This window comes from Bacteroides sp. AM37-9 (genome assembly GCF_003603455.1).
GTDB classification, from domain to species: domain Bacteria; phylum Bacteroidota; class Bacteroidia; order Bacteroidales; family Bacteroidaceae; genus Bacteroides; species Bacteroides xylanisolvens.
In genome coordinates this window covers 180,834-206,776 of sequence record NZ_QTNF01000004.1, presented here as the reverse complement: position 1 = coordinate 206,776, position 25,943 = coordinate 180,834, and the positions used below count along the sequence as shown (strand labels likewise).

General features: G+C 41.7%; 17 protein-coding genes and 2 pseudogenes. 13 read left to right on the top strand and 6 right to left on the bottom strand.

What is annotated here, in order from left to right:
- Window positions 1-431: 431 nt before the first annotated feature.
- Complete coding sequence (locus DW862_RS04710; RefSeq protein WP_005829337.1) at window positions 432-641, bottom strand: hypothetical protein; 210 nt, start codon at window positions 639-641, stop codon at window positions 432-434.
- A gap of 121 nt (window positions 642-762) precedes the next feature.
- On the opposite strand from DW862_RS04710, the gene DW862_RS04705 reads away from it, so the two are divergent.
- From DW862_RS04705 to DW862_RS04695, 3 genes are all read left to right on the top strand, one after another.
- Window positions 763-1,179, top strand: coding sequence for a DUF3408 domain-containing protein (locus tag DW862_RS04705; protein ID WP_004327094.1), 417 nt, complete (start codon window positions 763-765; stop codon window positions 1,177-1,179).
- A gap of 29 nt (window positions 1,180-1,208) precedes the next feature.
- Window positions 1,209-1,613: a DUF3408 domain-containing protein gene (locus DW862_RS04700; RefSeq protein ID WP_004315818.1), complete on the top strand. Its 405-nt coding sequence runs from the start codon at window positions 1,209-1,211 to the stop codon at window positions 1,611-1,613.
- Window positions 1,614-1,688: 75 nt separating this feature from the next.
- Window positions 1,689-2,477 (top strand): ParA family protein, encoded by a 789-nt coding sequence (locus DW862_RS04695; RefSeq protein WP_004311277.1) that lies wholly within the window; start codon window positions 1,689-1,691, stop codon window positions 2,475-2,477.
- A 108-nt stretch (window positions 2,478-2,585) separates the two neighbouring features.
- Here DW862_RS04695 and DW862_RS25805 read toward each other — a convergent pair whose 3' ends face one another.
- Window positions 2,586-2,747 (bottom strand): hypothetical protein, encoded by a 162-nt coding sequence (locus DW862_RS25805; RefSeq protein ID WP_153862836.1) that lies wholly within the window; start codon window positions 2,745-2,747, stop codon window positions 2,586-2,588.
- A 987-nt stretch (window positions 2,748-3,734) separates the two neighbouring features.
- Here DW862_RS25805 and DW862_RS04690 point away from each other — a divergent pair.
- The 7 genes from DW862_RS04690 to DW862_RS04655 all read left to right on the top strand — a co-directional run bounded on the left by DW862_RS04690 (window position 3,735) and on the right by DW862_RS04655 (window position 18,875).
- Window positions 3,735-5,615: a carboxypeptidase-like regulatory domain-containing protein gene (locus DW862_RS04690; protein WP_004327093.1), complete on the top strand. Its 1,881-nt coding sequence runs from the start codon at window positions 3,735-3,737 to the stop codon at window positions 5,613-5,615.
- 910 nt (window positions 5,616-6,525) lie between these two features.
- Window positions 6,526-9,396, top strand: a complete 2,871-nt coding sequence (locus DW862_RS04680) for a TonB-dependent receptor (protein ID WP_004311273.1) — start codon at window positions 6,526-6,528, stop codon at window positions 9,394-9,396.
- Window positions 9,397-9,409: 13 nt separating this feature from the next.
- Window positions 9,410-10,681, top strand: a complete 1,272-nt coding sequence (locus DW862_RS04675; RefSeq protein WP_004312956.1) for a DUF4876 domain-containing protein — start codon at window positions 9,410-9,412, stop codon at window positions 10,679-10,681.
- Between the two features lie 23 nt (window positions 10,682-10,704).
- Window positions 10,705-12,267, top strand: coding sequence for a DUF6850 family outer membrane beta-barrel protein (locus DW862_RS04670; RefSeq protein ID WP_008768947.1), 1,563 nt, complete (start codon window positions 10,705-10,707; stop codon window positions 12,265-12,267).
- Between the two features lie 30 nt (window positions 12,268-12,297).
- Window positions 12,298-14,472, top strand: a complete 2,175-nt coding sequence (locus DW862_RS04665; RefSeq protein ID WP_005651733.1) for a HEAT repeat domain-containing protein — start codon at window positions 12,298-12,300, stop codon at window positions 14,470-14,472.
- 6 nt (window positions 14,473-14,478) lie between these two features.
- Window positions 14,479-16,680, top strand: a complete 2,202-nt coding sequence (locus tag DW862_RS04660) for a HEAT repeat domain-containing protein (RefSeq protein WP_004311266.1) — start codon at window positions 14,479-14,481, stop codon at window positions 16,678-16,680.
- 2 nt (window positions 16,681-16,682) lie between these two features.
- Complete coding sequence (locus DW862_RS04655) at window positions 16,683-18,875, top strand: hypothetical protein (RefSeq protein ID WP_004311265.1); 2,193 nt, start codon at window positions 16,683-16,685, stop codon at window positions 18,873-18,875.
- 3 nt (window positions 18,876-18,878) lie between these two features.
- On the opposite strand, the pseudogene DW862_RS04650 reads toward DW862_RS04655, so the two are convergent.
- A pseudogene (locus DW862_RS04650) lies at window positions 18,879-19,052 on the bottom strand (transposase); the annotation flags it as partial.
- Between the two features lie 232 nt (window positions 19,053-19,284).
- Between DW862_RS04650 and DW862_RS04645 the strand changes: the two are divergent.
- Window positions 19,285-19,971, top strand: a pseudogene (locus tag DW862_RS04645) (transposase); the annotation flags it as partial.
- Here DW862_RS04645 and DW862_RS04640 read toward each other — a convergent pair.
- A complete protein-coding gene (locus DW862_RS04640; RefSeq protein ID WP_004311263.1) occupies window positions 19,943-23,491 on the bottom strand; it encodes an Eco57I restriction-modification methylase domain-containing protein in 3,549 nt (1,182 codons plus the stop codon). The pseudogene DW862_RS04645 and the gene DW862_RS04640 overlap by 29 nt on opposite strands.
- Before the next feature lie 195 nt (window positions 23,492-23,686).
- Window positions 23,687-23,854: a hypothetical protein gene (locus DW862_RS04635; RefSeq protein WP_004311262.1), complete on the bottom strand. Its 168-nt coding sequence runs from the start codon at window positions 23,852-23,854 to the stop codon at window positions 23,687-23,689.
- A gap of 298 nt (window positions 23,855-24,152) precedes the next feature.
- Between DW862_RS04635 and DW862_RS04625 the strand changes: the two genes are divergently transcribed.
- The gene (locus tag DW862_RS04625; RefSeq protein ID WP_032849094.1) at window positions 24,153-24,356 is read left to right on the top strand and encodes a helix-turn-helix domain-containing protein; all 204 of its coding nucleotides are present in this window, start codon (window positions 24,153-24,155) and stop codon (window positions 24,354-24,356) included.
- A 12-nt stretch (window positions 24,357-24,368) separates the two neighbouring features.
- Window positions 24,369-24,662: a helix-turn-helix domain-containing protein gene (locus DW862_RS04620; protein ID WP_004311261.1), complete on the top strand. Its 294-nt coding sequence runs from the start codon at window positions 24,369-24,371 to the stop codon at window positions 24,660-24,662.
- Between the two features lie 64 nt (window positions 24,663-24,726).
- Here the strand turns inward: DW862_RS04620 and DW862_RS04615 are convergent, their stop codons facing one another.
- Window positions 24,727-25,938, bottom strand: a complete 1,212-nt coding sequence (locus tag DW862_RS04615; RefSeq protein ID WP_008768946.1) for a site-specific integrase — start codon at window positions 25,936-25,938, stop codon at window positions 24,727-24,729.
- Between the last annotated feature and the right edge of the window lie 5 nt (window positions 25,939-25,943).

Sequence of the window (25,943 nt, the reverse complement as noted above, 5' to 3'; positions counted from 1 at the left end):
TTTTCGTTAAACGAAAACACAACTTGCTGTCCGCAGGAGCGGACCACATTTATCCAATAATTATTGTGTATTAGCCCATTGTATGGCTATTCTCCTGTGATTTACGAGGCATTTCCATCAGGTGTTTGCCGGCTGCTCTCCCCATAAAAGGGTGGATATCTCTCCATAATCATATGACTTACGTCCATAATTCGGGAATAAGGAGGCGAATATACGGGAAATCTGCCCTTTACATGCCCTATTGTCCATTAATGGATTGTTACTTCTACACATCTACAAATGGAGAGCGGCAGTGAGCCGTATATGGTTTATGGTTTTTCTGCATTATCTTCATTAATGGATTACTACTTCTACACTTCTGCAAATGGAGAATGTAGCCGTGTACACCTTATGGTCTTCCTTCATAATTCTCCATTAACGGATTAATACTTTTACACTCCCATAGACCGATAATTTAAGAATCCGTATCCGGACGGATGCGCGCTCTCACGCCTGCCCATAAGGATTAAAAAGGAACGGTGGACAAGGAAACGGAATCCCGCTCGCTTTTCCACACCACTACGGGCCTCTGATGTCGCCTCCGCATAGGAAGAACCGTCCGAACGGAACGGCATCTCCGTCCCCCCCGTCATGTGTATCATGACAATAACTGACTTTGGATGACTATAAGTGACAGGTGGTTTCATCCTGTTCTCTTCTTCCTTTATTTTGTATTCCGAGACAATACCAGTTGTGTAATTTAATAATTTAAGATTTTAAAATATGGATTCAGAAAAGGAAAAGAACCGGCTTTCCGATATCGTTCTCGAGAGGGTCGGACTCACGGGGAACCTTCTGTCAGCTCCCGTTTCCCCATCCCTGGAACCAGTGGTGGAGATACCAAGTCATGGAAGTCAGGTCCGGGCAGGGAAAGTGACAGGTCCGGAGGAATACAAGAGGAGGTTTCTGGTTCCCGCTCCCAGAGCCGCTGAGTGGAAGACCGCCTACATTGATGGGAGACTGCACCGCCGGATCGCCATGCTGGTCAGGGCCGCCGGCTGCGGCAGCATCTCCGGTTTTATCATCCGGTTGTTGGAACTCCATATGGAGGAACACAGGGAGGACATCGCCTCCCTGCTCGGTGAGGTCTACCGTCCCTGGGATGAGGACGGACAGCCGGGAGGAACACCTCGCCGATAAAACGTTGTCATTGTCCAAGAAGGCATATCATGACAGGAAAGAACGTAAAAGAGCGGATTGGTCTTGGCGGGATGGACGCGGACCGCATCCGTGAGATCATGGGGGAAGCGCCTGCCTGTCCCCGGAAGAGACGTGGAACGTCCGGTAACGACATTATACGTCCCGCAAGGAAAAATGGCCCCATGCAACCGTCCGTCTACGGGGAGGAATACCTGCATGGCATTGCGGGCGTGCAGCGTCGGTCGCTGCATATTCCCGCCGCCCTGCACCGGAAACTGTCCATCCTGGCGGGAGCCTCGAGAAACGGAAAGGTCACTCTGGAGGGGTTCATCAACCACCTTGTCTCGCGGCATCTGGAAGAATACAGGGAAACGACGGACATGATTCTGGAGGAGTCCCTGCCCGGCCCGGTCATAAAGGCTCGTCCCCCATGACAGGGGATCTCCCCCGATGGGAGCATTATTTTTGTTTCTGAAACAATAGTGTTTAACTTTTAATGAAAAAGAAGTATGATGAAAAAAGAAAAAGAGTTGTTGGTTGCCATCGCCAGCCAGAAGGGTGGCGTGGGAAAATCCGTCTTTACGGTACTGCTGGCCAGTGTCCTGCATTACCGCAAAGACGTGCGTGTGGCGGTTGTGGACTGTGACTCCCCGCAGCACAGCATCGCCCTGATGCGTGAGAGGGACATGGAGAATGTCATGAAAAATGACGACCTGAAGGTGAACCTGTACCGGCAGTACGAAAGAATCCGTAAGCCTGCCTATCCGGTCATCAAAAGCGACCCGGAAAAGGGGGTGGAAGACCTGCGGCGTTATATGGACGAAAAAGGGGAGACTTTCGATATCGTGCTCTTCGACCTTCCCGGAACGCTCCGCAGCGAGGGGGTGGTTCATACCGTTGCCGCGATGGACTATATCTTTGTCCCGCTCAAGGCGGACAATATCGTCATGCAGAGTTCCCTGCAGTTTACCAAGGTGCTGGAAGAGGAGCTGATCGCCAAGGGGAACTGCAACTTGAAAGGAATCCGGCTGTTCTGGAACATGGTGGATAGAAGGGGACGGAAGAATTTGTATGATGCCTGGAACCGGGTCATCCACAGGATGGGGCTGCGGCTGCTGTCCTCACACATTCCGAACACCCTCCGCTACAACAAGGAGGCGGACCCTGTCTGTAAGGGTGTCTTTCGTTCCACGCTGTTTCCACCCGATCCCCGTCAGGAGAAAGACTCCGGCCTTCCTGAACTGGTGGAGGAGATATGCCATGCCATCGGTCTGGAGGAATCCGATACCGAGCGGTAGCGGATGATAGGATACAGACACCTTGAATAAGGGCTTTTAGCCTAAGATAAAGTAAGATAATTGCATGATAATAAGTTTTTTACAGATGTGACTTCTCCTATAAAAGCATTACCTTAGTAGTGTAATGTGCGCCAAGAGGTCACACAAGTAATTGTTCAGCATCGTGTCTGAACCTATTGTTCCATCAATAGTAGCCTGAAGAGGCGTACGTGACTGGCAACGGTCGGGTGCGAAGCCCTCTTGACAACGACGTTCCAACCTAAGCATCATAGGCGAAGAATGTCAAAGCTGACTGATATGAGTAACCTAAGTGAATCGCCGTACCATCGTGACTATGAATTAGCTCACGGATATTTATGGGCCATTCCAAAAGGCAAGCAGTCAGGATAGTACGCTGTTACATCGTGCTACACGGATGTCGCACTGCTGGTGGATAGGCGGAGTCTAAGTCGGTCGTCAGTTATTTGTGCGAAACTTGGTAAGCCCGTATCTCTCCCGTCAGCCAATAACCGATGGGTGGCCAATTGTAAGAGCGGCCGAATGAGGTGCGGGTAAAGGATTGTGGAGAAAGCGAATGCCATGGTGTAATGCCCTGGATAAAGGTTTCAACGTCACCCTACGCGAAAGCGGGCAGACTTCCACAGGGTAATTCTTTGTGAAACGAATTGTAGAACTTCAAGTATAAAGAAACAGCAAAGGAACAAGGCGCAAGCCGAGTGTGCATCTTCAGCCGGACGCAAAACCGTGTGGAAAGGAATAGACTTCGCACGATGCGAACGTAAGGTATCAATCGTTCACTGACTGCTATGTTCGGTATTAATGCAGACTGAATCCTTAATCATTTATCCAAACTCTTGAAATATCAAAGCCTGATTTAAGTGCAGATAACTGATAGAGTTTGGATAAATGGAAAGTTTGAATAAAATACATTATTATCAATTTCTACAGATATTTTTCCTTGCGCTCACACCCCACTGCATATTTGAGAAAACAGAATGATTTAACATACTATTTTTCATATCCAATCTTTTTTAATACTCCCCATGATAATACTCACTATAAAAAGTCCAATCGAATAATTTTACGCGGTGATAAATGAAATTAATAGAAAGCGATTACCTTTGAAGAAAAAGTCTGTAATTTGGTCAAGAGAAAAGTACAATAGGTCAAAACATGGATATTATAATTCGCTTTATTTGCACTACCATTTTAAATCTAATTGTATTAATCCTTATTATAAACTTTAATATCTGCACTATGAAGAGAAAAGTACTATTAAGCACATTGTTTCTAATACTACATTTCACTGTAGCATTAGCACAGCAAGTAACTATTTCAGGGCAAGTGTTGGATGAGAAGAGTGAACCTCTTATCGGTGCCACGATAAATATCGAAGGTACCACCAATGCAGTAATCACCGATTTAGAAGGAAAGTTCACGATAAAAGTACTTCCTTCTGAAAAACTGGTCATCAGTTATCTGGGATATAAGCCCAAAACTATCACTATCGGAAAGAACCGAAGATTTGATATCATTCTAGACCCTTCAGTCACAGAGATGGATGAGGTGGTTGTTGTAGGCTATGGTAGCCAGCGAAAAAGTGATATTGCAACCGCCGTTGCTTCTGTGAATATAAAAGATATTGTAAACAGTAGTTCTACGCAGACGTTGCAAGCACTACAAGGCAAAATCAGCGGAGTACAGATTATCCCCACAGACGGTTCATTGTCAAGCGGAATGACTTTCAGAATCAGAGGTGTCAACTCCGTCACAGGAGGAACCCAGCCTCTCTTCGTCATTGATGGTGTACCAATGCCTACTCAACAGATCACCAATGAAGATACCGAAACGGTAAACAATCCTCTGCTGGGACTGAATCCAAATGATATTGAATCCAATTTGAATTATTGGAATCCTCGTCCTATCAAAAAGGATAATCCATATTTGACCGTCCAAAGGAAGCTCTCTCCACAGACTGTGGAGGATTTCGCCAATAGACTGTTCATCTACCAGGTAGGAAAAAACAATCATATCGGCTTTCCATTCCGCAAACCCTCCCAGATGGAAATCCTTAACTTTGAAATGAGGAACTATTTTGCAGAGACCAATACCAATTATAAAGCCTTTGCCACGGGTGGTGACAAGGCACAAAGCTGTTGGATGGCCAATTTTGTTCCTTTTGACAAGGTTACAGACATATATCTCTTTGAATCCGCTATTGACGCAATGAGTTTCTACGAAATAAACCATTATACTAAAGAAACCACATGCGCATTCATAAGCACGGGGGGATATGTCACCAAATCCCAAATAGAGAATATAAGCCGTATATTCCCATCTGATAAGGTAAAGTGGAATTGTTGCTATGACAATGATGCCAGCGGTAATGGTTTTGACATCACCACAGCATATTATCTCAAAGGTGAGGAATGTAAAGCTTTTGCAAGGACCAACACTGGAGACACATATAAGACCATCTATTTAAGTTTCCCGGATGGAAACACACAGACCTTCAAAGAAGATGCATTTTCCTCCGGCGAGTATCTTAAACAACATGGTATAGACAATGTAAATATCATCAAACCTTCACGGTACAAAGATTGGAATGAGCTTCTTGTCTATTACAAAAGATTTGATTTGAACCTGGGTCCAGGAATGAAATTCATCCCGGCTATCGAAAAGACCATATCCCAACTGAATCTAAGAGGATATGAACAATTGGCCAATAGTATCAGTTCTTCCACAAAAGAACTGGTGGATTCTCTGCTTGAGCAAGCCAATTACTGCATTTCCGCACCTCTTGCCGAGAGCGGCGCTTATACTCTTATGGTAGACTGTAATATCTTCATGGGGCTGGACACGATGGTACCGGTACCAAGCAACTTATATGTTATAGAAAAGTGCACGCAAAAAAAGATATCGGCACATGCCATAAATGAATTTCTTAAAAAAGAATATATAAACATTTTTAGAGACATGAGTTCATCTGATTTCAAAAATTTTCTAGAGAAAGACATCCTAACTTATACAAAGGGTGCTGTAGAAAAGAATTTTGAGAAAGTGATATTGACTTTCGGATGGAGCCTTAAACCTTCAATTCTAAAAAAAAAGAGTTTTGACTTAGAACATGGTATATAGCATAACAATACAGCATGATACCATAATAGTAGCTGTTTCAAGCAGACATGTTGTCACAATTCCTGCCAGGTTTAATGGAATGATTCTCGGGCTTTGGAACTTGATACAGATTTTCGTTGCCTACTGTAATGAGAATCCGAATTGGGTGAGTAATGTCCGGTCACTGTGGGGTGACCGATTCAAATAGGGACAGGTATGGAACGGATGCCTATTCATGCCCCTATTATAGCTGACACATGGACTTTTATACATTCTTGCACTTTTTAAGTGGGTAAAAAAGTACTATTTGTATTTTATACAAAAAATTGTTTGCTTAATGAAATGGAACATACATTGCCAATGATATTTAATACCTATATATAGGTATTAGATGCGTTTTTATACCCAAAAAATGGTATTTTTATAATCTTTTGTAATATCTAATTTTGCATCCTAAAATAGATCTTTTATCGAAGAGAGATACAGTTTCCTTATATTTGAACTGGGGCTTCTGTAAAGTGCGATAAATATGAGGCTGGAACGGAGCTATCAGAAGAATTTTGGAGAAAATCCGTTTTTTAACTTAGTTAGATCTATCAATGAAAATATAAGTATTTATCTGCGTTGTATTAAGATATAGCATATCAGAACTACAACCATCCCGTTTTTTATTTAGATTTGCAGTTTGCTTTTAATCACTCAAGATCCGTATTACTATGTATGGAACTTAAATAAAGTACTAATATATATTGGATTTTCCTAAATATAATGCAGTTGCTATATTGTTAGACAACAGACGGTTGAGGTCTGTGAGATTATGCAACGGCACCAACAAAAACAACATGTATTTTTAATAATTTTAGTTTTGTTACACACAATGGTTTGTTTTAATTTAAAATTTACATATAATTTTGCATTATTAATAAATATGATGTTACTTATGAAAAAAGGTATTTTGGGGTGTAATATTATATACTTGTTTATACTTATTTGCATAGGAATTGCCCTCCCTATCAAATCGCAAAACAATTACAAAGTAAAACTTACAGGCACTGTTTATGAGTACGACCACAACAACAAGCGTTTGCCTTTAGAATTTGCAGCTGTGTCTATTCCTGAAATTGCACTAGGGACAACCTCTGATGAAAATGGTAGATACATACTGGAAAACGTACCTACTGGTAAAATTCGTATGCAAATTCAATATTTGGGCAAAGTCTCCATTGACACCTTAATAAATGTAAATAAGGATTTGGTTCTTAATTTTACAATGAGGAATGAGGATTTTAAGTTGAAAGAAGTTACAGTAACTGCAACCAACAGCCGTTCAGGCAAATCCACATCTTCTCACATTTCCCGCTCTGCTATGGACCATATGCAAGCGACCAGTTTATATGATGTAATGTCATTGATGCCAGGTGGAATTTCACAGAATCAAGATATGAGTTCGGCACAACAGATTAACATCCGTCAAGTTTCCAGTTCCAGTGGTCCGGAAGCTCCGATGAATGCTATGGGCACCGCAATAATTCGTGATGGTGCCCCCATCTCAAATAATGCTAATCTATCTGCGATGAGCCCTACGGTATTAAGTGGTACGGAAACACCCGCTTCATTGGCCGGAGGTGCCTCGCCGGCTGGTGGAACCGATGTTCGTAGTATTTCTACTGAAAATATAGAGTCTATACAAATCGTTCGTGGTATCCCTTCTGTTGAATATGGTGATCTGACCTCAGGAGCAGTAATTATTAATACAAAAGCTGGTCGTGAGCCGCTACGTGTCAAAGCAAAAGCCAATCCCAATATCTATCAGGTGTCTATGGGAACCGGTTTTGAACTTGGAAAAAAGAAAGGCGCTTTAAATGTAAGTGCAGATTATGCTTATAATACGAATAATCCAATATCCAGTTACCAGCACTATCAGCGTGCCACAACAAAGTTGCTCTATTCAAATACTTTCTTTAATAATAAGTTACGTACCAATTCCAGCTTTGATTTTATTTATGGTAAGGATCAACGTGAACGTAATCCTGATGATGAACAAACTAAAACAGCTTCGGAAGGCCGCGATATAGGTTTTACTTTGAATACCAATGGTACATGGAATATAAATAAGGGCTGGTTAAAAACACTACGCTATGTATTGTCAGGTACGTATATGGATAAAGACAGTTATTATGAAACCGTATACAGTTCTGCTACATCTCCTTATTCCATGACCACTACAAACGGTGCGGTACTTAGTAACTTTGCAGGTCAGCATATCTATGATGCCAATGGTAATCAAATTACTAATTTTGGACCGGAAGACATAAATCATTATGCTGTTTATCTACCAAGCAGCTATTTGGGACACTATGAGATCGATAGTCGTGAAGTTAATTTGTTTGCTAAAGTGACGAGTTCTCTATTCAAGGCGAGCGGTCATGTAAACAACCGCATCTTGATTGGTGCGGATTTCCGGAGTGACGGTAACGTTGGTAAAGGAAAAACTTATGACCCAAGTACTCCTCCTTATCGTAGTCAATACGGTCATAATTCATCTTTCCGTCCACGTAACTATAAGGATATTCCTTTCATTAACCAATTTGGTGCATATGTGGAAGATAATTTCAAATGGTCCATAAGCGGTACGCATGATTTGAACATTCAGGCTGGTGTGCGTTATGATCATACCTCAGTAGTAGGAGGCATTTTCTCGCCACGTGTAAATGCATCCATTGATTTGATTCCGAATCTATTAAGTCTTCAGGGAGGTTACGGTATTGCTGCAAAGATGCCTTCTCTTCTCTATTTATATCCAGAAAATGCATATTTTGAATATATCAATATAAATGAGCTTACCAATGAAAATATTCCGGAAAGCCAGCGCTTGTTTATGACTACCACAGAAGTTCGGCAAGTAGATAACTCAGATTTGAAGATTGCCCAAAATCATAAAGCAGAAGTCGGTTTTAATTTACGAGTGGGTAAAACCAATCTGAATGTAATAGCTTATAAGGAGCGTCTGAAGGATGGTTATGTAATGAGCCAAACCTTCAACACCTTCAATACATTTATCTACAATGAATACCAGCGCACAGAAAACGGGATAGAGCTTAGTAGTAGCCTACCGGTATTGTCTACTTATGCAAAACCAACTAATAATTTAAATATAGAAACTAAAGGTTTAGAATTTGATTTGAATATCGGACGTATTGATGCTATCCGTACGGCCTTCCAAATAAATGGCTCATGGATGCGTACTAAGAGTTGGCGTCAGGGTTATAGCTTCTATGACAATAGCGAAGATGCTGCTTCAGCCCGTAAACCGGTGGCCATTTATTCTCAAGAAGGCAATGCAAGTTACAAACAACAATTTGTAACGACTTTACGTGCCACTCACAATATCCCGCGTATCGGTTTTGTTGTTACGATGACAGCACAAGCTATTTGGCAGCAGTCTAATTGGAATACATTTGGAAACGATTCTATACCTGTGGGCTATTTAGCATTGGAAGATGCGTCTGTAAATATGTTTCCCAAGGGGAAATATACCACTACCCAGCAAGTAAAGGATGCAGGATATGGATATATGTTGAATAATGTAAGTCATAATAATGCTATAAAAGAATCATACAGTCCTTATTTTTGTTTTAACTTGAATGTAACTAAAGAAATTAGCAATATGCTACGTGTTTCTTTCTTTGCCAACAATATGTTCAGAAGTTATCCGCGCAGAGAATCCAAACGTAATCCGGGTTCATATATTCAATTGAATAACCGATTTTTCTTTGGGCTGGAATTATCACTCACTTTATAATGTTTAGGAAGTTATGAAAAAATATTTAATATATTTGTTTACATTGGCAAGTACCCTTTTGATAGGATGCGATTCGTTCAGGGACATGTCTGGCACAGCAGAAGTGAATCCTATCACAGTGGATGTATATTTGGATATTACCGTTGAAAATATATCCACACTGAAAGATCTGACTGTAAAGTTCGACAATTACGATGAAGATTTACATTATGTAAAAGAAGTAACTGATAATAGTGTGAAAGTTGACGGAATTATCCCCGGAATTTATTCGGTAACAGTATCCGGTACAGCGATCGATACAGAAAACAATGAATACTACATCAATGGCAATTCTGTAAATGCGGCATTATTTAAGCATGGTAGCGCATTGAATATTGAAGTACAAGGGCTTAAAGTGAGCCCATTAATATTCAAGGAGATTTATTATTGCGGTAGCCGTCCGGAAAAAGGAGGAGTCTATTTCCGAGACCAGTTCTATGAGATATACAATAACTCTGCTGACATTTTGTATTTGGACGGTATTTATTTCGCAAATTTAACTCCGGGTACAGCTACCACTAAATTACCTATTTGGCCGGAAGCGGACGGTAATAATTATGCATATGGAGAACGTGTGTGGAAATTTCCAGGAAATGGAACCGAATATCCGTTAGCGCCAGGTGAATCTTGCATCATTTCTCAATTTGCCGCTAACCATCAGTTGGACATCTATAACCCTCAAAGTCCTATAGACGGCAGTAGTTCTGAGTTTGAGTTTAATATGAATAATCCAAACTTCCCTGACCAGGCAGCTTATGATATGCAACATGTTTTCTACCAAGGAAAAGCAGAGATGGGAAGTATACCACAATATTTGACATCCGTATTCGGAGGTGCTTATGTGATTTTTCGTGTTCCTGAAGGAGAAGCTTGGGATCCGGTCAACGATGAAAATATGAAGACAACAGATCTTAGCAAACCGAACAGCAATGTTTATTATGCAAAAATACCTATTAAATATGTATTGGATGCTGTTGAAGCAGTAAACAATGAGTCAAAGATGAATGCAAAACGTGTCCCCGGTGTACTTGATGCAGGTATTACTTGGGTAGGAGCTACTTATTGCGGTTTAGGTATTGCTCGCAAATTGTCCACAGACGAAGAAGGTAATCCTATTATTCGCGAAGAAACAGGTACATATATATATCAGGATACAAACAACAGTACGGATGACTTTGAACGTGGCGTTGTTCCTGTAATGCGTCGTAATGGAGCAAAAATGCCTTCATGGAATCACACATTGTAATAATTAACTAAAAAGACAGAACAATGAAAAAACAATATATGAACTATATGAAAAGCTGCCTGCTGGTAATGATAGCCTGCCTTGTAAGTATGGTGGGAGCGGCACAGGGCTTCTCTCCCGCCGCTATGGAACAATTGAAAACAAGACGACTATGGTCTCATTCACAGAATGCTGCCGGTATGCCATTCGATGATATTCAGAATTATTCGAATGTTATATTGGGATATGACTTACAGGACGGAAACTATTGCCGTCCGCAAGAGGGGCAGAAAGAGGCTATCGTAGGTGTATCCAGTGAAGGCTTTATCAATCTGAAAAATGCATATGTGTGGGGAGCATTTAATTTTGCACAAAAAAATCTGACAGATGCCGGATATAACGCCTCCATTGCCGATCCATTCAGGGGAATGCCTTACTATGTCGCAGACCAGCACTTAAGCAAATGGAGAAATCAATATTACGATCTGAAGTTTCGTGCAGCTACTCCTTTACTTGGTAATCATTGGGCATTGGGGTTGGAAGGTAATTATGTAGCTACATTAGCTGCCAAACAGCGCGACCCGCGTGTGGATACCCGTTTTTATACGCTGGGACTGACGCCGGGGATTACTTACAAGTTGAATAATTCACACAAGTTTGGTGCAAGTTTCAAGTATAGTTCTATCAAGGAAGACTCAAGAATGAGTAATGTCAACTCTTATGTGGATCAGGACTATTATATATTATACGGTTTGGGAACAGCCATAAAAGGAATAGGCAGCGGTGTAACCAGCAATTATATTGGAGACCATTTCGGTGGAGCTCTCCAGTACAACTTCAGTATGCCCTCTTTCAATTTACTGCTTGAGGGCAGTTACGATGTAAAAGCGGAAACTGTTCAGCAGAGCTATACGACTCCTAAAAAAATAGCCGGTGTAAAAGATAAAACTGCTCATGTTTCTTTAACGATGATTCAGGAAGGAAAGGACTATACCAATTATATGAGAACCACATATACAAATCGTAACATCGATGGTATTCAGTATATTTCTCAACGCGATAACTCTGAATCACAAAGTGGCTGGGTGGAATTATATAATAACATCCGTTCTACGTACAAGGCACAAACCGCTTCTCTTAATTATGCATTAAGCAGAAACCGCGGGAATGAATATAGTTGGAAAGCAGAATTAAATGTGAATTATACCAAGCAAGACGATGAATATTTAATGCCTAATTCTGTACAGAATGCAGAAAATTTATCTTTAGGCTTAGGTGGCAAAAAAAATTTTGTTTTAGGCAATAGTTTGAATCGCAGGCTTTTAATAGATGTTCATGTTGCGTATAACAATAATCTGGGAGGTGAATATGTATATGGTGGCAGCCATGCAGACTATCCAACTGTAACCGAATTACAACAAGGGCTGACTAATTATTATACCTGTGATTACTATCGTATTGGCGGGTCGATAACGTATTCGCAACAAGTCAGAGAAAACAGACGTATGAACTTATTTGCAAAAGTTGTATTCGATCGTGTAAATACCTCTGACTATGATTATGATGGGCGTACTCATTTATCGATAAGTTTAGGATGTAATTTTTAATGCTACATAACGAAATCTATATTACAAAACATGCGTAAATTAATAACTGGAAGTTTGATGCTCTGCAGCATATTATCTCTGCGGGCACAGACATTTGTTAAACCGGCTGTGAAAGTAAAGGACACCTCTTTTGCTGTAATTACAGATAAAGGGACATTTCAGGCTTGTGAAGCCGAGCTTAAAGCCTATCAGGAGATTCTAGGAATGGAAGGGTTGCCTACGTTCATCGTATACAATGAATGGAATAAACCGGAAGATGTAAAGAAAGTTATTGTTAAGCTCTACAAAAAGGATAAATTGGAAGGAGTGGTATTTGTCGGTGATATCCCTATTCCAATGCTCCGCAAAGCCCAGCATATGACTTCCGCTTTTAAAATGGATGAGAAAAACAATGACTGGAGAGATTCTTCAGTGCCCAGCGACCGTTTCTACGATGATTTCGACCTACAATTCGATTTTTTGAAACAGGACAGTGTCGAAAATAATTTCTTCTATTATAATTTGGCTATAAAATCTCCACAGCAAATTCGGTGTGACATATATTCTGCACGTGTCAAAGCTGTTGATAACGGCGAAGAACCGCATGCGCAAATCAGCCGCTATTTTAAAAAAGTGGTGGCTGAGCACCAGATAAACAATAAATTAGACCAATTCTTCTCCTATACAGGTGATGGCTCTTACTCTAACTCATTGACTGCATGGACACCGGAAACCTTTACTATTCGCGAACAAATGCCGGGCGTATTCGATAAAGAGGGACGGGCCCGTTTCATCCGTTATAATTTCAGCGATTATCCCAAGGACGATGTCATTAATATGCTGAAACGCACAGATCTGGACTTGTCTATTTTTCATGAGCATGGTATGCCCGAACGTCAATATCTTTCCGGTAGTCCCGCTACTAATAGGTGGAATGCTCATGTAGATGCAATGAAGTACTATTATCGTGGTTTAGCGCGTAGAAAGCAAAACAACAAAAAGTCTTTCGACGAAATGCTGGATATGATGAAAAACACATACGGTTTGGACACTACTTGGATTGCAGGCTATGATGATCCCAAAGTAATTGCAGAAGATTCTTTACTAGACCTGCGCACCGGTATTATCCTGTCGGAAGTTACAGAGTTTAAGCCTAATAGCCGTATGGTAATTTTCGATGCATGCTATAATGGTGATTTCCGAGAAAAAGATTACATTGCCGGACGTTATATCATGTCGGAAGGAAAATGCGTAACTACTTTTGCCAATTCAGTCAATGTACTGCAAGATAAAATGGCAAACGAGATGCTCGGCCTGTTAGGTATGGGAGCACGAGTGGGGCAATGGGCTAAATTGACGAATATTCTCGAATCGCACATTACCGGTGACCCTACTCTACGTTTTCAATCTATCAATGAGGTAGATGCCAATGCTTTGTTCAAAGAACCATATAGCGAGTCCCGCATGTTGGAGTTATTACAGTCGCCCTATGCCGACATACAGAATTTTGCTTTGCACAACCTTTATCGCAATGACTATCCGGGTATTTCTGATTTATTAAGAAAAACTTTTGAAACTTCCTCGTTCATGATGGTACGTTTCACCTGCTTGGCATTGCTTGAGAAGATTAGTGACAAAAACTTCCGGGAAGTCTTACACTTGGCCATTACGGATTCCTATGAATTTATTCGTCGCACCTCTGTTCGTATGATGCAACATGTGGGACTGAACGAGTATGTTTATCCGCAAATCAAAGCCTATGTAGAAGACAACCTATCCGAGCGTGTGGCATTTAATGTGAGTTTGGGGCTTCAAGTCTTTGATCAGGCAGCCGTACAGGCGGCAATTGATAAAGTAATGGCTGAGACCTATGTGTTGCAAGACAAGGAGGAGATGCGTAAGGTTTTGGAGAATGCCAATAATAGTCGTAGCATGCAAAAAGAGTTATTAAGCAAAGAAACTTCCGAACGTTGGCGCATCCTTTATTGCAATTCTCTGAAAAATCATATGGCACATGCCTGTGTAGACGGCCTCTTGGCTTTACTTACCGACTCCAGTGAAAGTGAAAAGCTAAAAACCTGTTTATTGGAGGCTTTTGCTTGGTTCACTCATTCTTATCGGAAGCCTGACATCCTTCGGGTATGCGATCAACTGAGAAAAGATAAGAGCTTATCCGAGAACCTTCGTGAAGAAGCCGACCGTACATATTACAGACTTAAAAATTAATTGGCCATGATTAAAAAAATAATATATCTGGCATTTCTTTTGCCATTGGCAGGAAATGCACAAACAACAGTCATAAAGCCATTGGTCAAACAACCTACCGCTTTTGCTATCATAACAGATAACCAAACTTATGCAAATACCAAAGATGCCATGCATCAGTACAAAACTGCGGTTGAAGATGATGGTTTGGCAACTTATCTGATCAGCGGTGACTGGCAAAATCCAGATCAAGTCAAACAGATAATCATCAAAACATATCAAGAATGCCCTTCATTGGAAGGTCTGGTTTTAATCGGCGATGTGCCTGTCGCATTGGTACGTAATGCGCAACACATGACTACTGCATTCAAAATGAATGAGAAAGCCTTTCCTTGGGATCAGTCTTCCGTACCTACCGACCGCTTTTATGATGATCTGAACTTAAAGTTTGAGTTCATCAGGCAAGACTCAGTAAATCATCAGCATTTCTACTACAAATTGACAGAAGACAGTCCCCAGCGGCTAAATCCTACTTTCTATTCAGCTCGTATCAAGTATCCGGAAAAAAAGGAAGGGGATAAATATGCGGCCATTGCCTCATATCTGAAGAAAGCTGCTGCTGCCAAGGCAGATAAGCATAATCAATTAGATCGGGTATTCTCATTCAATGGTGCTTCTTACAATTCCGATTGCCTGATTGTATGGATGGATGACGAAAAAGCTTATATGGAGAACTTTCCATTAGCTTTTGGTCGTCAAATGGGATTCAAACATTGGAACTTCCGAATGAAACACCCTATGAAATATAAGTTATTCAGCGAATTGCAACGAAAGGACCTTGACTTATTTATGTTTCATGAACATGGAATGCCAACAGGGCAGCTTATTAATGATGAATTGGCATGCACTGATTTCAATAATCGTTATAAAATGTTGAAGAGTACACTTTATAATGCAGTCATGTCCCATGTTGGAAAACGTGACAAAGACACCTTACGTATTCAGATGCAGGAAAAACGACAAGTGAATGAGGTGTTTTTTAAAGACCTGGACAATCCTAAGTTCTGGGAAGCAGACTCTCTTCACTACGCTGATGAACGTATCGTAACGGAAGATTTAATGAAGAGAAATCTTTCCACTAATCCGAAGATGATAATGTTTGATGCGTGCTACAACGGTTCTTTTCACGAAAACGACTATATAGCAGGACAATATATCTTTAATGACGGTCAGACATTAGTAGCACAAGGAAATACCCGTAACGTATTGCAAGACCGCTGGACTATTGAAATGATTGGTTTGTTGTCCCATGGTGTACGAGCCGGGCAATACAATAAGCTAATCGTATCACTTGAAGGTCATTTGTTTGGTGATCCCACTTTCCGTTTTGCTCCTATCGAAGCCAATACTTTAAGTACCGATATAACAATACACAAAGATGACAAAGCCTATTGGAAGAATTTGTTAAACAGCCCATACGCTGATGTACAAAGTTTGGCCATGCGTATGCTGGCTGACGCCGATACCCAAAAGGAATTATCTCCGTTGCTCCTGAAGAAGTACCGGGAAAGTGGCTTCAATACGGTTCGTATGGAAGCTATCAAGTTGTTGAGCCGTTATCAGGACGACAACTTCATCGAAGCATTACGCGAAGGTTTGAACGATACTTATGAAATGGTAGCTCGCCAAAGTGCCATTTATGCTGGATTTGTAGGTGACGATTCCTTATTGCCCGCTATTGTGGAAGCATTGGTCGAACATAATGAACGCTTACGCGTACAAATGAGTGCCAACAAGGCTTTAAGCCTTTATCCGAAAGAGAAAGTAGAAAAGACAATAGAAGACTTTTATGCAAAAGTTGACCGTTTGAATGAAAACGAAGAGAAAAAACGATTACTAAGAAGCCTGGAAAGAATGTTTGTACAAGAGGCAAAAGTCCATCAGACCTTGATGGATGTAGCTGCACCGGAAGCAAAACGTATCAGTGCAATCCGCAATGTGCGTAACTATACATTCCATTTCCACGTGGATGATTATTTGAATGTAATTCGTGATGCCGGTAATCCACAGGAAGTACGTGTAGTAATGGCCGAAGCATTAGGTTGGTTTACTAATTCTGTACAACGGCCACACATTCTTGAAGAAATAAAGAAGATGCAACAAACAGCCAATCTTCCGGAAGATTTAAAAGCAGAGCTTGAACAGACAATCAAAAGATTAAGTTTATAAATATGAATAAATACATCCTTTTGGCAATTACCGCTTTGTGCTTACAGGATATGCAGGCGCAAACAGTTGTACATCCTAGTATAAAAACAAAGACTACTTTTGCAATTGTAGTCGATCAGAAAAGTTATGATGAAGCGAAAAGTGAAATTGATGCTTATCGTACCAGTATAGAAAAAGAAGGTTTAGGTACTTACTTGCTAATTGATGATTGGAAAAGGCCCGAACCTATTCGTGAGCAACTTGTCAAATTGCATGAGAATGAGAAAACGCCTTTGGAGGGTTGCGTATTTATAGGTGACATCCCTATTCCAATGATTCGTGATGCACATCATCTATCTTCGGCTTTCAAAAGGTCTCCCAAAGCCAATTGGCAGAAATCAAGCGTTCCTTCCGACCGTTATTATGATGACTTCGGATTAAAATTTGATTATATTAAACAAGACAGTTTGATACCTGACTATCATTATATGACATTGCGTGCTGATTCTAAACAGTATATTTCACCGGATATTTATTCGGCCCGTATCCGTCCATTACATTTAGAAGGTGAGAACCGTTATCAGATGCTACGCGATTACTTAAAAAAGGCAGTTGCCGAAAAAGCAAAGCAAAATGCATTTGACCAACTGACTATGGCCCGTGGCCATGGTTACAATTCTGAAGATCCTTTGGCATGGAGCGGTGAGCAAATAGCCTTACGTGAGCAATTGCCGCAAATATTCAAATCGGGTAATACAGTGAAGTTCTATGATTTTAACATGCGCTATCCGATGAAACCATTATACTTGAACGAGATTCAGCGCGAAGGATTAGATGTCATGCTATTCCATCACCACGGTGGCCCCACCATGCAGTATATCAATGGCTATGAAAATGGTTCCGGTATTAATTTGAGTATTGAGAATGCCAAAATATTCTTGCGAAGCAAAGTGCCTTCATACGCCAAGAAACATGGGCGTGAAGCTGCTATCAAAGAATATGCCAAGCAGTATGGGGTGCCTGAAAGTTGGTGTGCGGAAGCTTTCGATGAGGAGAAAATAAAATCGGATTCCATTGTAAACCGTAATATGGATATCTATACTGAAGATATTCGTCTTTTGACTCCTAATGCGCGTTTTATATTGTTCGATGCTTGTTTCAACGGTTCTTTCCATTTGGATGACAACATTGTAGGCTCTTATATATTCAATAAGGGTAAGACCATTGCTACTATGGGATGTACGGTTAACACCATTCAAGATAAATGGCCGGATGAATTTCTCGGCTTGTTAGCTGCCGGTATGCGCATCGGGCAGTTCACTCGTTTTACCTGCTTCTTGGAAAATCATCTGATCGGTGACCCGACTTTTCACTTCACCAATAATGCCGGGCTGGATATGGACATCAACCAAGCTTTAGTTGCGCAGGAAGGAAATGTTACATTCTGGAAAAAACAGCTGAATTCCCCTATGGCTGACATGCAGGCAATGGCGCTCCGTCAATTGTCAATGGCAAATTATAGTGGTCTCGTTGAGTTGCTGAAGAAAAGTTACCACGAATCGAACTATTTCGTTGTGCGGTTGGAAGCATTACGCCTATTAGCTTTGAACTATCCGACAGAGGTTGCCGATGTATTGCAGACAGCCATGAACGACAGTTATGAACTGATCCGTCGTTATGCGGTGGAATACGTTGAAAAGAATTGCAATCCGGAATTGTTGCCGGCATGGATAGAAAGCTATTTATTACGCGGACATGAAAACCGCCATCGTTTCAGAATTTTTAGTGCTATCAACACGTTCGACCATGATATGGCTTTGAATGAATTGAAGAAACAGGCTGCCGATTGGTCTTTCTACGATTCTTCCTATGTGAATGAATTGTTAGAATACCTTCCTCGCCAAAAGAAAGGACTTGAAAGAGATTTTGCACTTATTGACAGTCCGGAAAGTACTACCAAACAGATACAAAGCGAAATAAGTAGGTTCCGAAATAAACCTATTGCTAAAGCTATTGAGCCATTACTGAACATTATAAAAAATGAAAGCCAAGAAGAAGAACTTCGCATATTGGCTGCTGAAACATTAGGCTGGTATAATTTATACTATAATAAAGCAGATATAATCAAAGAACTTAACACATTTAGAACTTCCAATCAAAAGCTAATGAACGAAGTTACCAAAACAATTAATAGGCTGAAAAGTCAAAATAGGTAGAATCATCCAAACGATGAGATAGACCGGATCCAAAGGGCGGTTCTGCCATTCCTGAGCAGCCTGGTTGACTTTGTTCGTGATGATGGAAATAGCTGATGTGGACAGTTCTATCTCATAGATTTCACGCATCTCCTCTTCTATGTCTGACACGCTCATTCCTTTGGCATATAGGGAGATAACAAGTTTTTCTTTAATATTATCGACACTATACAGGGACATTCAGTAAATGTCTATAGTATAACTCCTCAACCAGTTCCAGACACCAATCATTAAAACAGGGATATTCCTAAAATAATAAAATTTAAGGCAACTAATTCATTGCGAGTTAGTTGCCTTTTTTGTATCTTTAAGCATTCCCCCCAAAAAACGGTTTGACGGCCAAAACGGGGGTAATCTAAAATAAAAACACATGGTAAAGATACAAAAAATCTCAGAAATCGAACCTCGTTTAGGTTTTACCGAGTTCGATATGCTAAAAAAATATCGTCAAAGTTTTGCAACGAGTGAATTAGGTCGCCTCCATGCTCTGTTTCCTTTCTCGGAACTGGCCCGACAAATGCATTTGAAGTCCTCTGCTTTGGGTCGTAAAAGTTATTTTTCTCCCGAAGGTAAAATAGCCTTGATGGTCTTGAAGTCCTATACCAACTTTTCCGATGCACAACTGATTGAGCATTTAAACGGTAATATTCATTACCAGTTGTTTTGTGGTGTTCAGATTGATCCGCTTCATCCACTAACCAATCCTAAAATCGTTAGTGCAATTCGTCAGGAACTAGCGCATCGCCTTGACGTTGAGCCCCTCCAGCTCATTCTTGCCGAGCATTGGAAACCTTATCTTGAGAACCTTCATGTCTGTATGACCGATGCCACCTGTTATGAAAGTCATCTGCGTTTCCCTACTGATGTCAAACTCTTATGGGAAGGTATTGTATGGCTTCATCGTCATCTGTGCAAACATTGCCAGACCTTGCACATACAACGTCCCCGTAACAAGTATCTTGATGTACGCCGTGCCTATCTTGCTTATAGCAAACTGCGTAAACGCAGGAAATCACAGACTCGTATGATTACACGAAGGTTACTTCAGTTATTGGAAAATTCAATACTGCCAACAGATAATCCAAATGATCGCCTGTCATAATATAACAGGCATTGTTCATTACATAATTGTTGGCATCATATGCAAAAGCCATTTGGTTTCCGATTATTTTCCATACAATTTTTGGCTTAGAAAAATCCTCCCAATAACTGATGCTATCTTGTGTTTCAAACCACTCGTTACTAGTTTTCTTTCGGGCTTTTATTTTTTTGCCATTAACAATATGAGTTTCTCCTGTTTGTTCTAAACGCTCTATGCCAATTGACAGAAGATAATTTTTCACCGCAGGATAACTTTCTATATCATAATGCCGCGAAGGAAATGTGGCTATAATCCACAAGTCCGCCCATTCATATTCATATCTCTTGATATCCCTGCCACGAAGAATCGGTCGTATAAGTTCAGCCGTCCGAACACGTTCATCTTCTGTTTGACAATTCGCTAGTATCTCATCACGCTTTTCGGTAGAAATGATAAAAGCATCATTGAAACCAGTTTTTATCCCATAGTTGATTTGGATGTTCCAATCCTTCAAGGGTATTCCCACAGACTCAATCTTCTGCTTGATGCTCTGTTCAATGGGAGACAATATCACCCATGGGATAGAATCTGCAAAGTTACACTTCACGCCTTGTTGCTGCACGAAATCGCTCAAATTATTCAAGCCATTCGAATCTTGTACCAAACAAGCTTGTGTGTTAAAAATATTTGCTGCTTTTTGAGATAAAAGAATATTTGCTTCTACCGTTATTGCATCGAATATTTTTATACCTGCAAAATCTACCAACATAATAGGATTGGTCTTGCTTGCGAAATAACCTCGCAAGGCTTCACCATACCCTGCACGCATCCATTTATTAGACGTGATATAGCAAAGAAAACCATTGGGAGTAAGCAGGTTCATACCCAACTCATAGAAGAGGCAGTAAATATCACCAGTGCGTGCATAAGTTATGTAACCCATGCATTCTAATACATCGGCACTCTTACCCATAGATTGTAACTGAATGTAAGGTGGATTGCCAATGATACAGTCAAATCCCAAGAAGTTGCCTTCGGCATCGAGTACTTCTGGAAACTCTATACGCCATTCGAATGCACCAAGATAAATTTTGTTGGAGCGTATTTCCTCAAATATATTTTCTAAAGTCGCAATTTCTTTCTTTAAATCGGCAATGCGCTTGTCCGACGCTTTCTTTTCCTTTTTTGTCGGTTCAAACAGTTGAGGCGCTTGTAAGTTTGCCAACTCAGAGCGGCGTTTGTTCAATCTAACCAATCGTGCATCCCGGCGGTTGATCTCTGTTTTCAGTTTCGACTTGATTTCTGTTATAAACGTTTCCAAATCCTGCTTTTCGCTTTTACTTTGGGCATTTTTATATTTAGCTACAGCCTCCTTATATTGGCTGATGCTGATACTAGACTCTCGCAGTACGGTCTGAATACTGTCTGTCAAAGCGAATCGGTGAAGCAAAGAATTTCCACATTTGATGTTAATGTCGATATTTGGTAAGGTTTCTAAATAAGTGTAATTACTTTCAGCCGTATAGTAAGCATTCTTCAACAATTCAATCCACAGTCGTAGGCGGCAAATCTTCACAGAGTTGGGGTTAATATCAACGCCAAATAAACAGTTCTCAATGATTTGACGCTTCTCCTTGAAAAGAGTTTCCTGCATGCGGCGACTTTCCGCATTGAGTGGGTTGTAAGCAAATAAATTACCTTCGGTATCGGTAACAATCAGCTCGTCATTTTCAATGGCAAGTTGATAGTCCGCTTTGCGGATACGCTTACCGGTAGCATCTACCAAAATACCTAATTCGTATTTCAAGAGTATCAGTTCATTGAGAGCAGACACAAGAAAGTGACCCGAACCAACAGCTGGATCACACAGTCGCAAACTGTTAATTAGTTCATTAGCTTCGACTATATTGTCAATATGGTTGTATAGTTCTATACGGGTGGTACAATTCCAGCCATAATAACCATTAAACTTTTGCAACACGGTCTTGGTGATTGCTTCACGGCACATGAACATAGTGATAAAGCCTGGAGTGAATACTGAACCATCCTTGTGACCATTTATTTTCTCGAATATAAGCCCTAAAACAGAAGCATTGATGAGTGTTTTAGCCTCTTCTTGCACTTCTTCACTGCCTTCGCTCGCAAAGTTATAAGCGTCGAGAAAAGCAAACAAATATTGCAGGGTGGGTAATGCGTTGACTTGTAGATTGCGTTTTTTATTTCGTAATACGCTACTCGCCAAGACAGGAAGTACCGTACGTTGTGAAAGGCTGTTTATCTTAATTGTTTTACTTTCCAAATCTGTCACCTCGAAAAGAGAACTGTTAAGATAGGGAACGTAAGCAAAATCACGCATAATGGAGTGTGTGCGGCTGCCCATGTCACGTGCAAGCACTTGGAAAAAGAGTGTGTTGAGATCATCATAGTCATGAATCTTAGTTATTGAAAGAAATTTATAGATTGCATCTCCATTGTGGTATTTCAACATCTGAGCCTCCAACAGTTTCAAGAAAAGGATACGATTCATCCAAGTAATACACAATTCCATTGCAACATTGAATAACCGTTCCTCATAATCATTCCCATACAAACGACCATTTATGTGACGCAAACAATCTTCTGCATCCAGTTGGTTAATAGTATTCTCTAGTAATGAAGCCTCGTCACGCCGTTCCACAGCTTTGCGTACAATCACGGTTTTATTATTCTCTTTGCGTTCCTCAATACCAATAATGTGTAGCAGCTCAGTGTAGAATCCACGGTTGAGCGAATTGCTGTCATTTTGGAACGATAGCTTCAAAAGATGTGTATCGCTGAATATCTTATAAAGTTCGATAAGTTTGCGTGAAGCGCTACTGTCTGTTCTATCAAGCAGGTGTTGATAGTCTTGTAAGTTGAAGTAAGTGTATTCAAGGCTATCTTTCACCTCCTCAATATAGGTTGTTGCAATTTCAGTATAGAAGAAATCGGTTTTGTTACTGGTTTTGCGTCCATCCACAAAGTCTTGAAACTCACGACGTAATTGTTTGTTCTGATAGAATTTGCGTTCAAACTCATGGGCATCAAAAATAAAGAATTCATGAATATTAGTAGCGATGAGATATTTAATATCATTGTTCTTCTTATTGACACGTTCTTTAAGATAGTATAGCAATAATTCCTGCAAAGCCTTACGATTAAGATTGTCATTAGAAATCATCTCACCTTTGTTGGTGGTACTCTTTACTTCAATCAATAACCCTATATTGGACTTGATAGTTTTATCCAATCGGATAGCCAAATCAATATCTTCTTCGGGAGCCATGTAGTATGGCTTGTAGAACGTTTCACTCAGAAAATTACGTAAATGTTCTTTTTGCGTGTGTTCTCTTTGCCCATCCACAATATTGTCTCTCAATGTGCGAAGGGCATTTTTGAATAAGTCAAAATCTGTTGTTTCAATCGCAACCTGTCTATATGCTTTGTTCAAAACTTGATTCGGTTTGAGTAGTCCCATAATGTTTGGTAAATGAGTTAATAAAATACAAAGGTAGTCTAAAAACTTGATAATAAAGAATGAACGTATTGGTTTAACGAAAGTTTGTTCTACTGCCAGCCATTATCAACAAACAATAGCAGCAGTAGATTTGACATGATTCTACTTATTATATTGTAATAGCCAGCCAAAGTAATCTTTTCACATCCGGATCTATCACAGGTTGGATAAGTTGTTAACCTGAAGGTAACCGACCTGATGGTATAGGAACAGGAAGAAGTCTGTAATCATGGCATTTACCCGGATAGAGAAGCCACATTTTTTATTGCCGGACTTCCGGCATTGCCTCATCCATGTGTGAAAAGGAGTTTTTTCTTTCACCACAACGTTCCTTTCACATACCCAAAGGGGGTAGTGGATCCAGACCTGCTTCGGCTTTCTTTTTCCTTCCCATATGACAAAAACCGACTATCCATGACTATTCCTGCCAGTGTGCCGGTCGTGCTTGCCTCTCATGGTTTCTTCCCTTATATTCGCACTGATATTTAAACGAGTTGAAAATATGGAAATATGCTACATCGAGGCCGGTGTCCTTGAGAGGATGCTGGCGCGCGCCGAGAACCTGTCCGCACGTGTGGACAGATTGTATGAGAGAAACCGCTGTAAGGAACCCGGAGAGTGACTGGACGGCCAGGATGTCTGCCTGCGCCTTGACATCTCGCCGCGTACCCTGCAGACTCTCCGCGATACCGGACGGCTGGCGTTCACCCGCCTCCAGCGCAAGTTCTATTACAAGCCCGGGGATGTGGAGAAGTTGATGGTCTACGTCGGCATCAGACGCAAGGAGAAGGAGGTGAGAGAAAGAAGGAAGAACGGAAACCTTTAAAGAGCGGAAGAGATGGAAGGCATTATCGACAAGGAGAACGAACGTGTCCGCAGGTTCTTTGCCCTGCTGGACGACATGGAGAAAAAAGTGGAACGTCTTGCCCGTGACAACCGTCCTCCCTTCAACGGGGAACGGTTCCTGACCGACAGGGAGCTTTCCGGGATGTTGAAGATCAGCCGCAGGTGCCTGCAGGATTACAGGGACCAAGGACGGATTCCCTATATCCAGCTTGGCGGGAAGATCCTGTACAGGCAGTCGGACATCGAGAGGCTGCTGGAGGAGAACTATCACCCTGCATTGGTATAATATCGTATTTAAGTTTAAGGATTGTCGCCGGAATTGCATTTACGATTCCGGCGGCAGTTTTTATTTAGCCTGCGGCTTCCTTGCCGGCCGCGGGCTTTCTTCTTTCCATCAGCCGGTTCATGTCCGAGGATATCTTCCGGTCGGTGACCTGGGCGTAGACCTGCGTGCTGTCGATGTTCGTGTGGCCCATCATCCTGGCGATGCTCTCTATCGGAATACCTGCGGTCAGTGTCAGGGTCCCGAACGAATGCCGGGCCATGTGGTAGGACAGGTTCTCTTTCATGCCTAATGCCACGCCCATTCCATGTGCCTCATACCAGAGGACGTCGCGGACCGGCAGCGGGAATACCGGCCTGTCGTCATCCGTGGTGTTGTAAAGCTCCAGTATCTGTCCGGCTATGGGATGCAGCGGGATGAACGCCTCCACGTCCGTTTTGGCGCGGCGGATGCGGATATACCTTCTTCCTTCCGAAGTCGTTCCGATGTGACGGGGATGGAGAGCCCTCGTATCCGCGTAGGCCAGACCGGTCAGCGAGGAGAAGATGAACGTCCTGCGTGCCAGCTCCATCATCGGGTCGGGCAGCGGGGTTTCCATCATCCGCTTCAGTTCACTGCGGCTGATATGCCTTAGTTTAGGTGTTTCTTTCCTCTCGTATGCCACGTCCTCTATCGGATTGCCTCTTAGTATTTCCCGGTCCACGGCGATGTAGATGAGCCGGTTGAGCCAGCACAGGCAGTGGTTCACATGCCCGTTCCTGTGTCCCAGCTCCTTCTTGAGAAAGACCTTGAACGATTCGGCGAACTCCTCGGTGATGTCCGAAAAGGCGATGTCCTTCATCCCGCGGGATTCGATGAACTGCCTGAGGTTGAGCTGGGTGGTCTTCGACTGGCGGTAGGTGGAAGTGGAGTTGATCTCCTTGGAGCGGACCCTGAGCCGTTCGCGTTCCACCTCTCCGGCCTGCAGGAGGTATTCCGGTACGGAATTGGCGCCTGACACGGTGGTCTTGAGCAGTTCGGCCGTGACCACTCCCTGGTTCCTCAGCAGGTTCCCGTACGCCTCTTCCAACCGGCTGCGGAAGGCGGCAAGGCGGTTGTTCTCCCTGGCTGTTTTGATTTCACACTTCTTGCTGTCCCAGTCCCCGGGTTTGCAATAGACGCCTGTCGTGACTGCCGATTTCTTTCCGTCGATGCTGATCCGGCAGAGGACGGCGGTCGTGCCGTCCGATTTCACCTTGTTACGGTTGATGTAGAATAAGAGCTTGAATGTACTGCGCATGATAA

Excerpts from the sequence above, each read along its gene's own strand:
- DW862_RS04655 (WP_004311265.1), top strand. The coding sequence starts at position 16,683 with ATGAATAAATACATCCTTTTGGCAATTACCGCTTTGTGCTTACAGGAT.
- DW862_RS04640 (WP_004311263.1), bottom strand. The coding sequence starts at position 23,491 with ATGGGACTACTCAAACCGAATCAAGTTTTGAACAAAGCATATAGACAG.
- DW862_RS04660 (WP_004311266.1), top strand. The coding sequence starts at position 14,479 with ATGATTAAAAAAATAATATATCTGGCATTTCTTTTGCCATTGGCAGGA.
- DW862_RS04680 (WP_004311273.1), top strand. The coding sequence starts at position 6,526 with ATGTTACTTATGAAAAAAGGTATTTTGGGGTGTAATATTATATACTTG.
- DW862_RS04695 (WP_004311277.1), top strand. The coding sequence starts at position 1,689 with ATGATGAAAAAAGAAAAAGAGTTGTTGGTTGCCATCGCCAGCCAGAAG.
- DW862_RS04705 (WP_004327094.1), top strand. The coding sequence starts at position 763 with ATGGATTCAGAAAAGGAAAAGAACCGGCTTTCCGATATCGTTCTCGAG.
- DW862_RS04700 (WP_004315818.1), top strand. The coding sequence starts at position 1,209 with ATGACAGGAAAGAACGTAAAAGAGCGGATTGGTCTTGGCGGGATGGAC.
- DW862_RS04710 (WP_005829337.1), bottom strand. The coding sequence starts at position 641 with ATGATACACATGACGGGGGGGACGGAGATGCCGTTCCGTTCGGACGGT.
- DW862_RS04670 (WP_008768947.1), top strand. The coding sequence starts at position 10,705 with ATGAAAAAACAATATATGAACTATATGAAAAGCTGCCTGCTGGTAATG.
- DW862_RS04675 (WP_004312956.1), top strand. The coding sequence starts at position 9,410 with ATGAAAAAATATTTAATATATTTGTTTACATTGGCAAGTACCCTTTTG.
- DW862_RS04620 (WP_004311261.1), top strand. The coding sequence starts at position 24,369 with ATGGAAGGCATTATCGACAAGGAGAACGAACGTGTCCGCAGGTTCTTT.
- DW862_RS25805 (WP_153862836.1), bottom strand. The coding sequence starts at position 2,747 with ATGATGCTTAGGTTGGAACGTCGTTGTCAAGAGGGCTTCGCACCCGAC.
- DW862_RS04615 (WP_008768946.1), bottom strand. The coding sequence starts at position 25,938 with ATGCGCAGTACATTCAAGCTCTTATTCTACATCAACCGTAACAAGGTG.
- DW862_RS04690 (WP_004327093.1), top strand. The coding sequence starts at position 3,735 with ATGAAGAGAAAAGTACTATTAAGCACATTGTTTCTAATACTACATTTC.
- DW862_RS04665 (WP_005651733.1), top strand. The coding sequence starts at position 12,298 with ATGCGTAAATTAATAACTGGAAGTTTGATGCTCTGCAGCATATTATCT.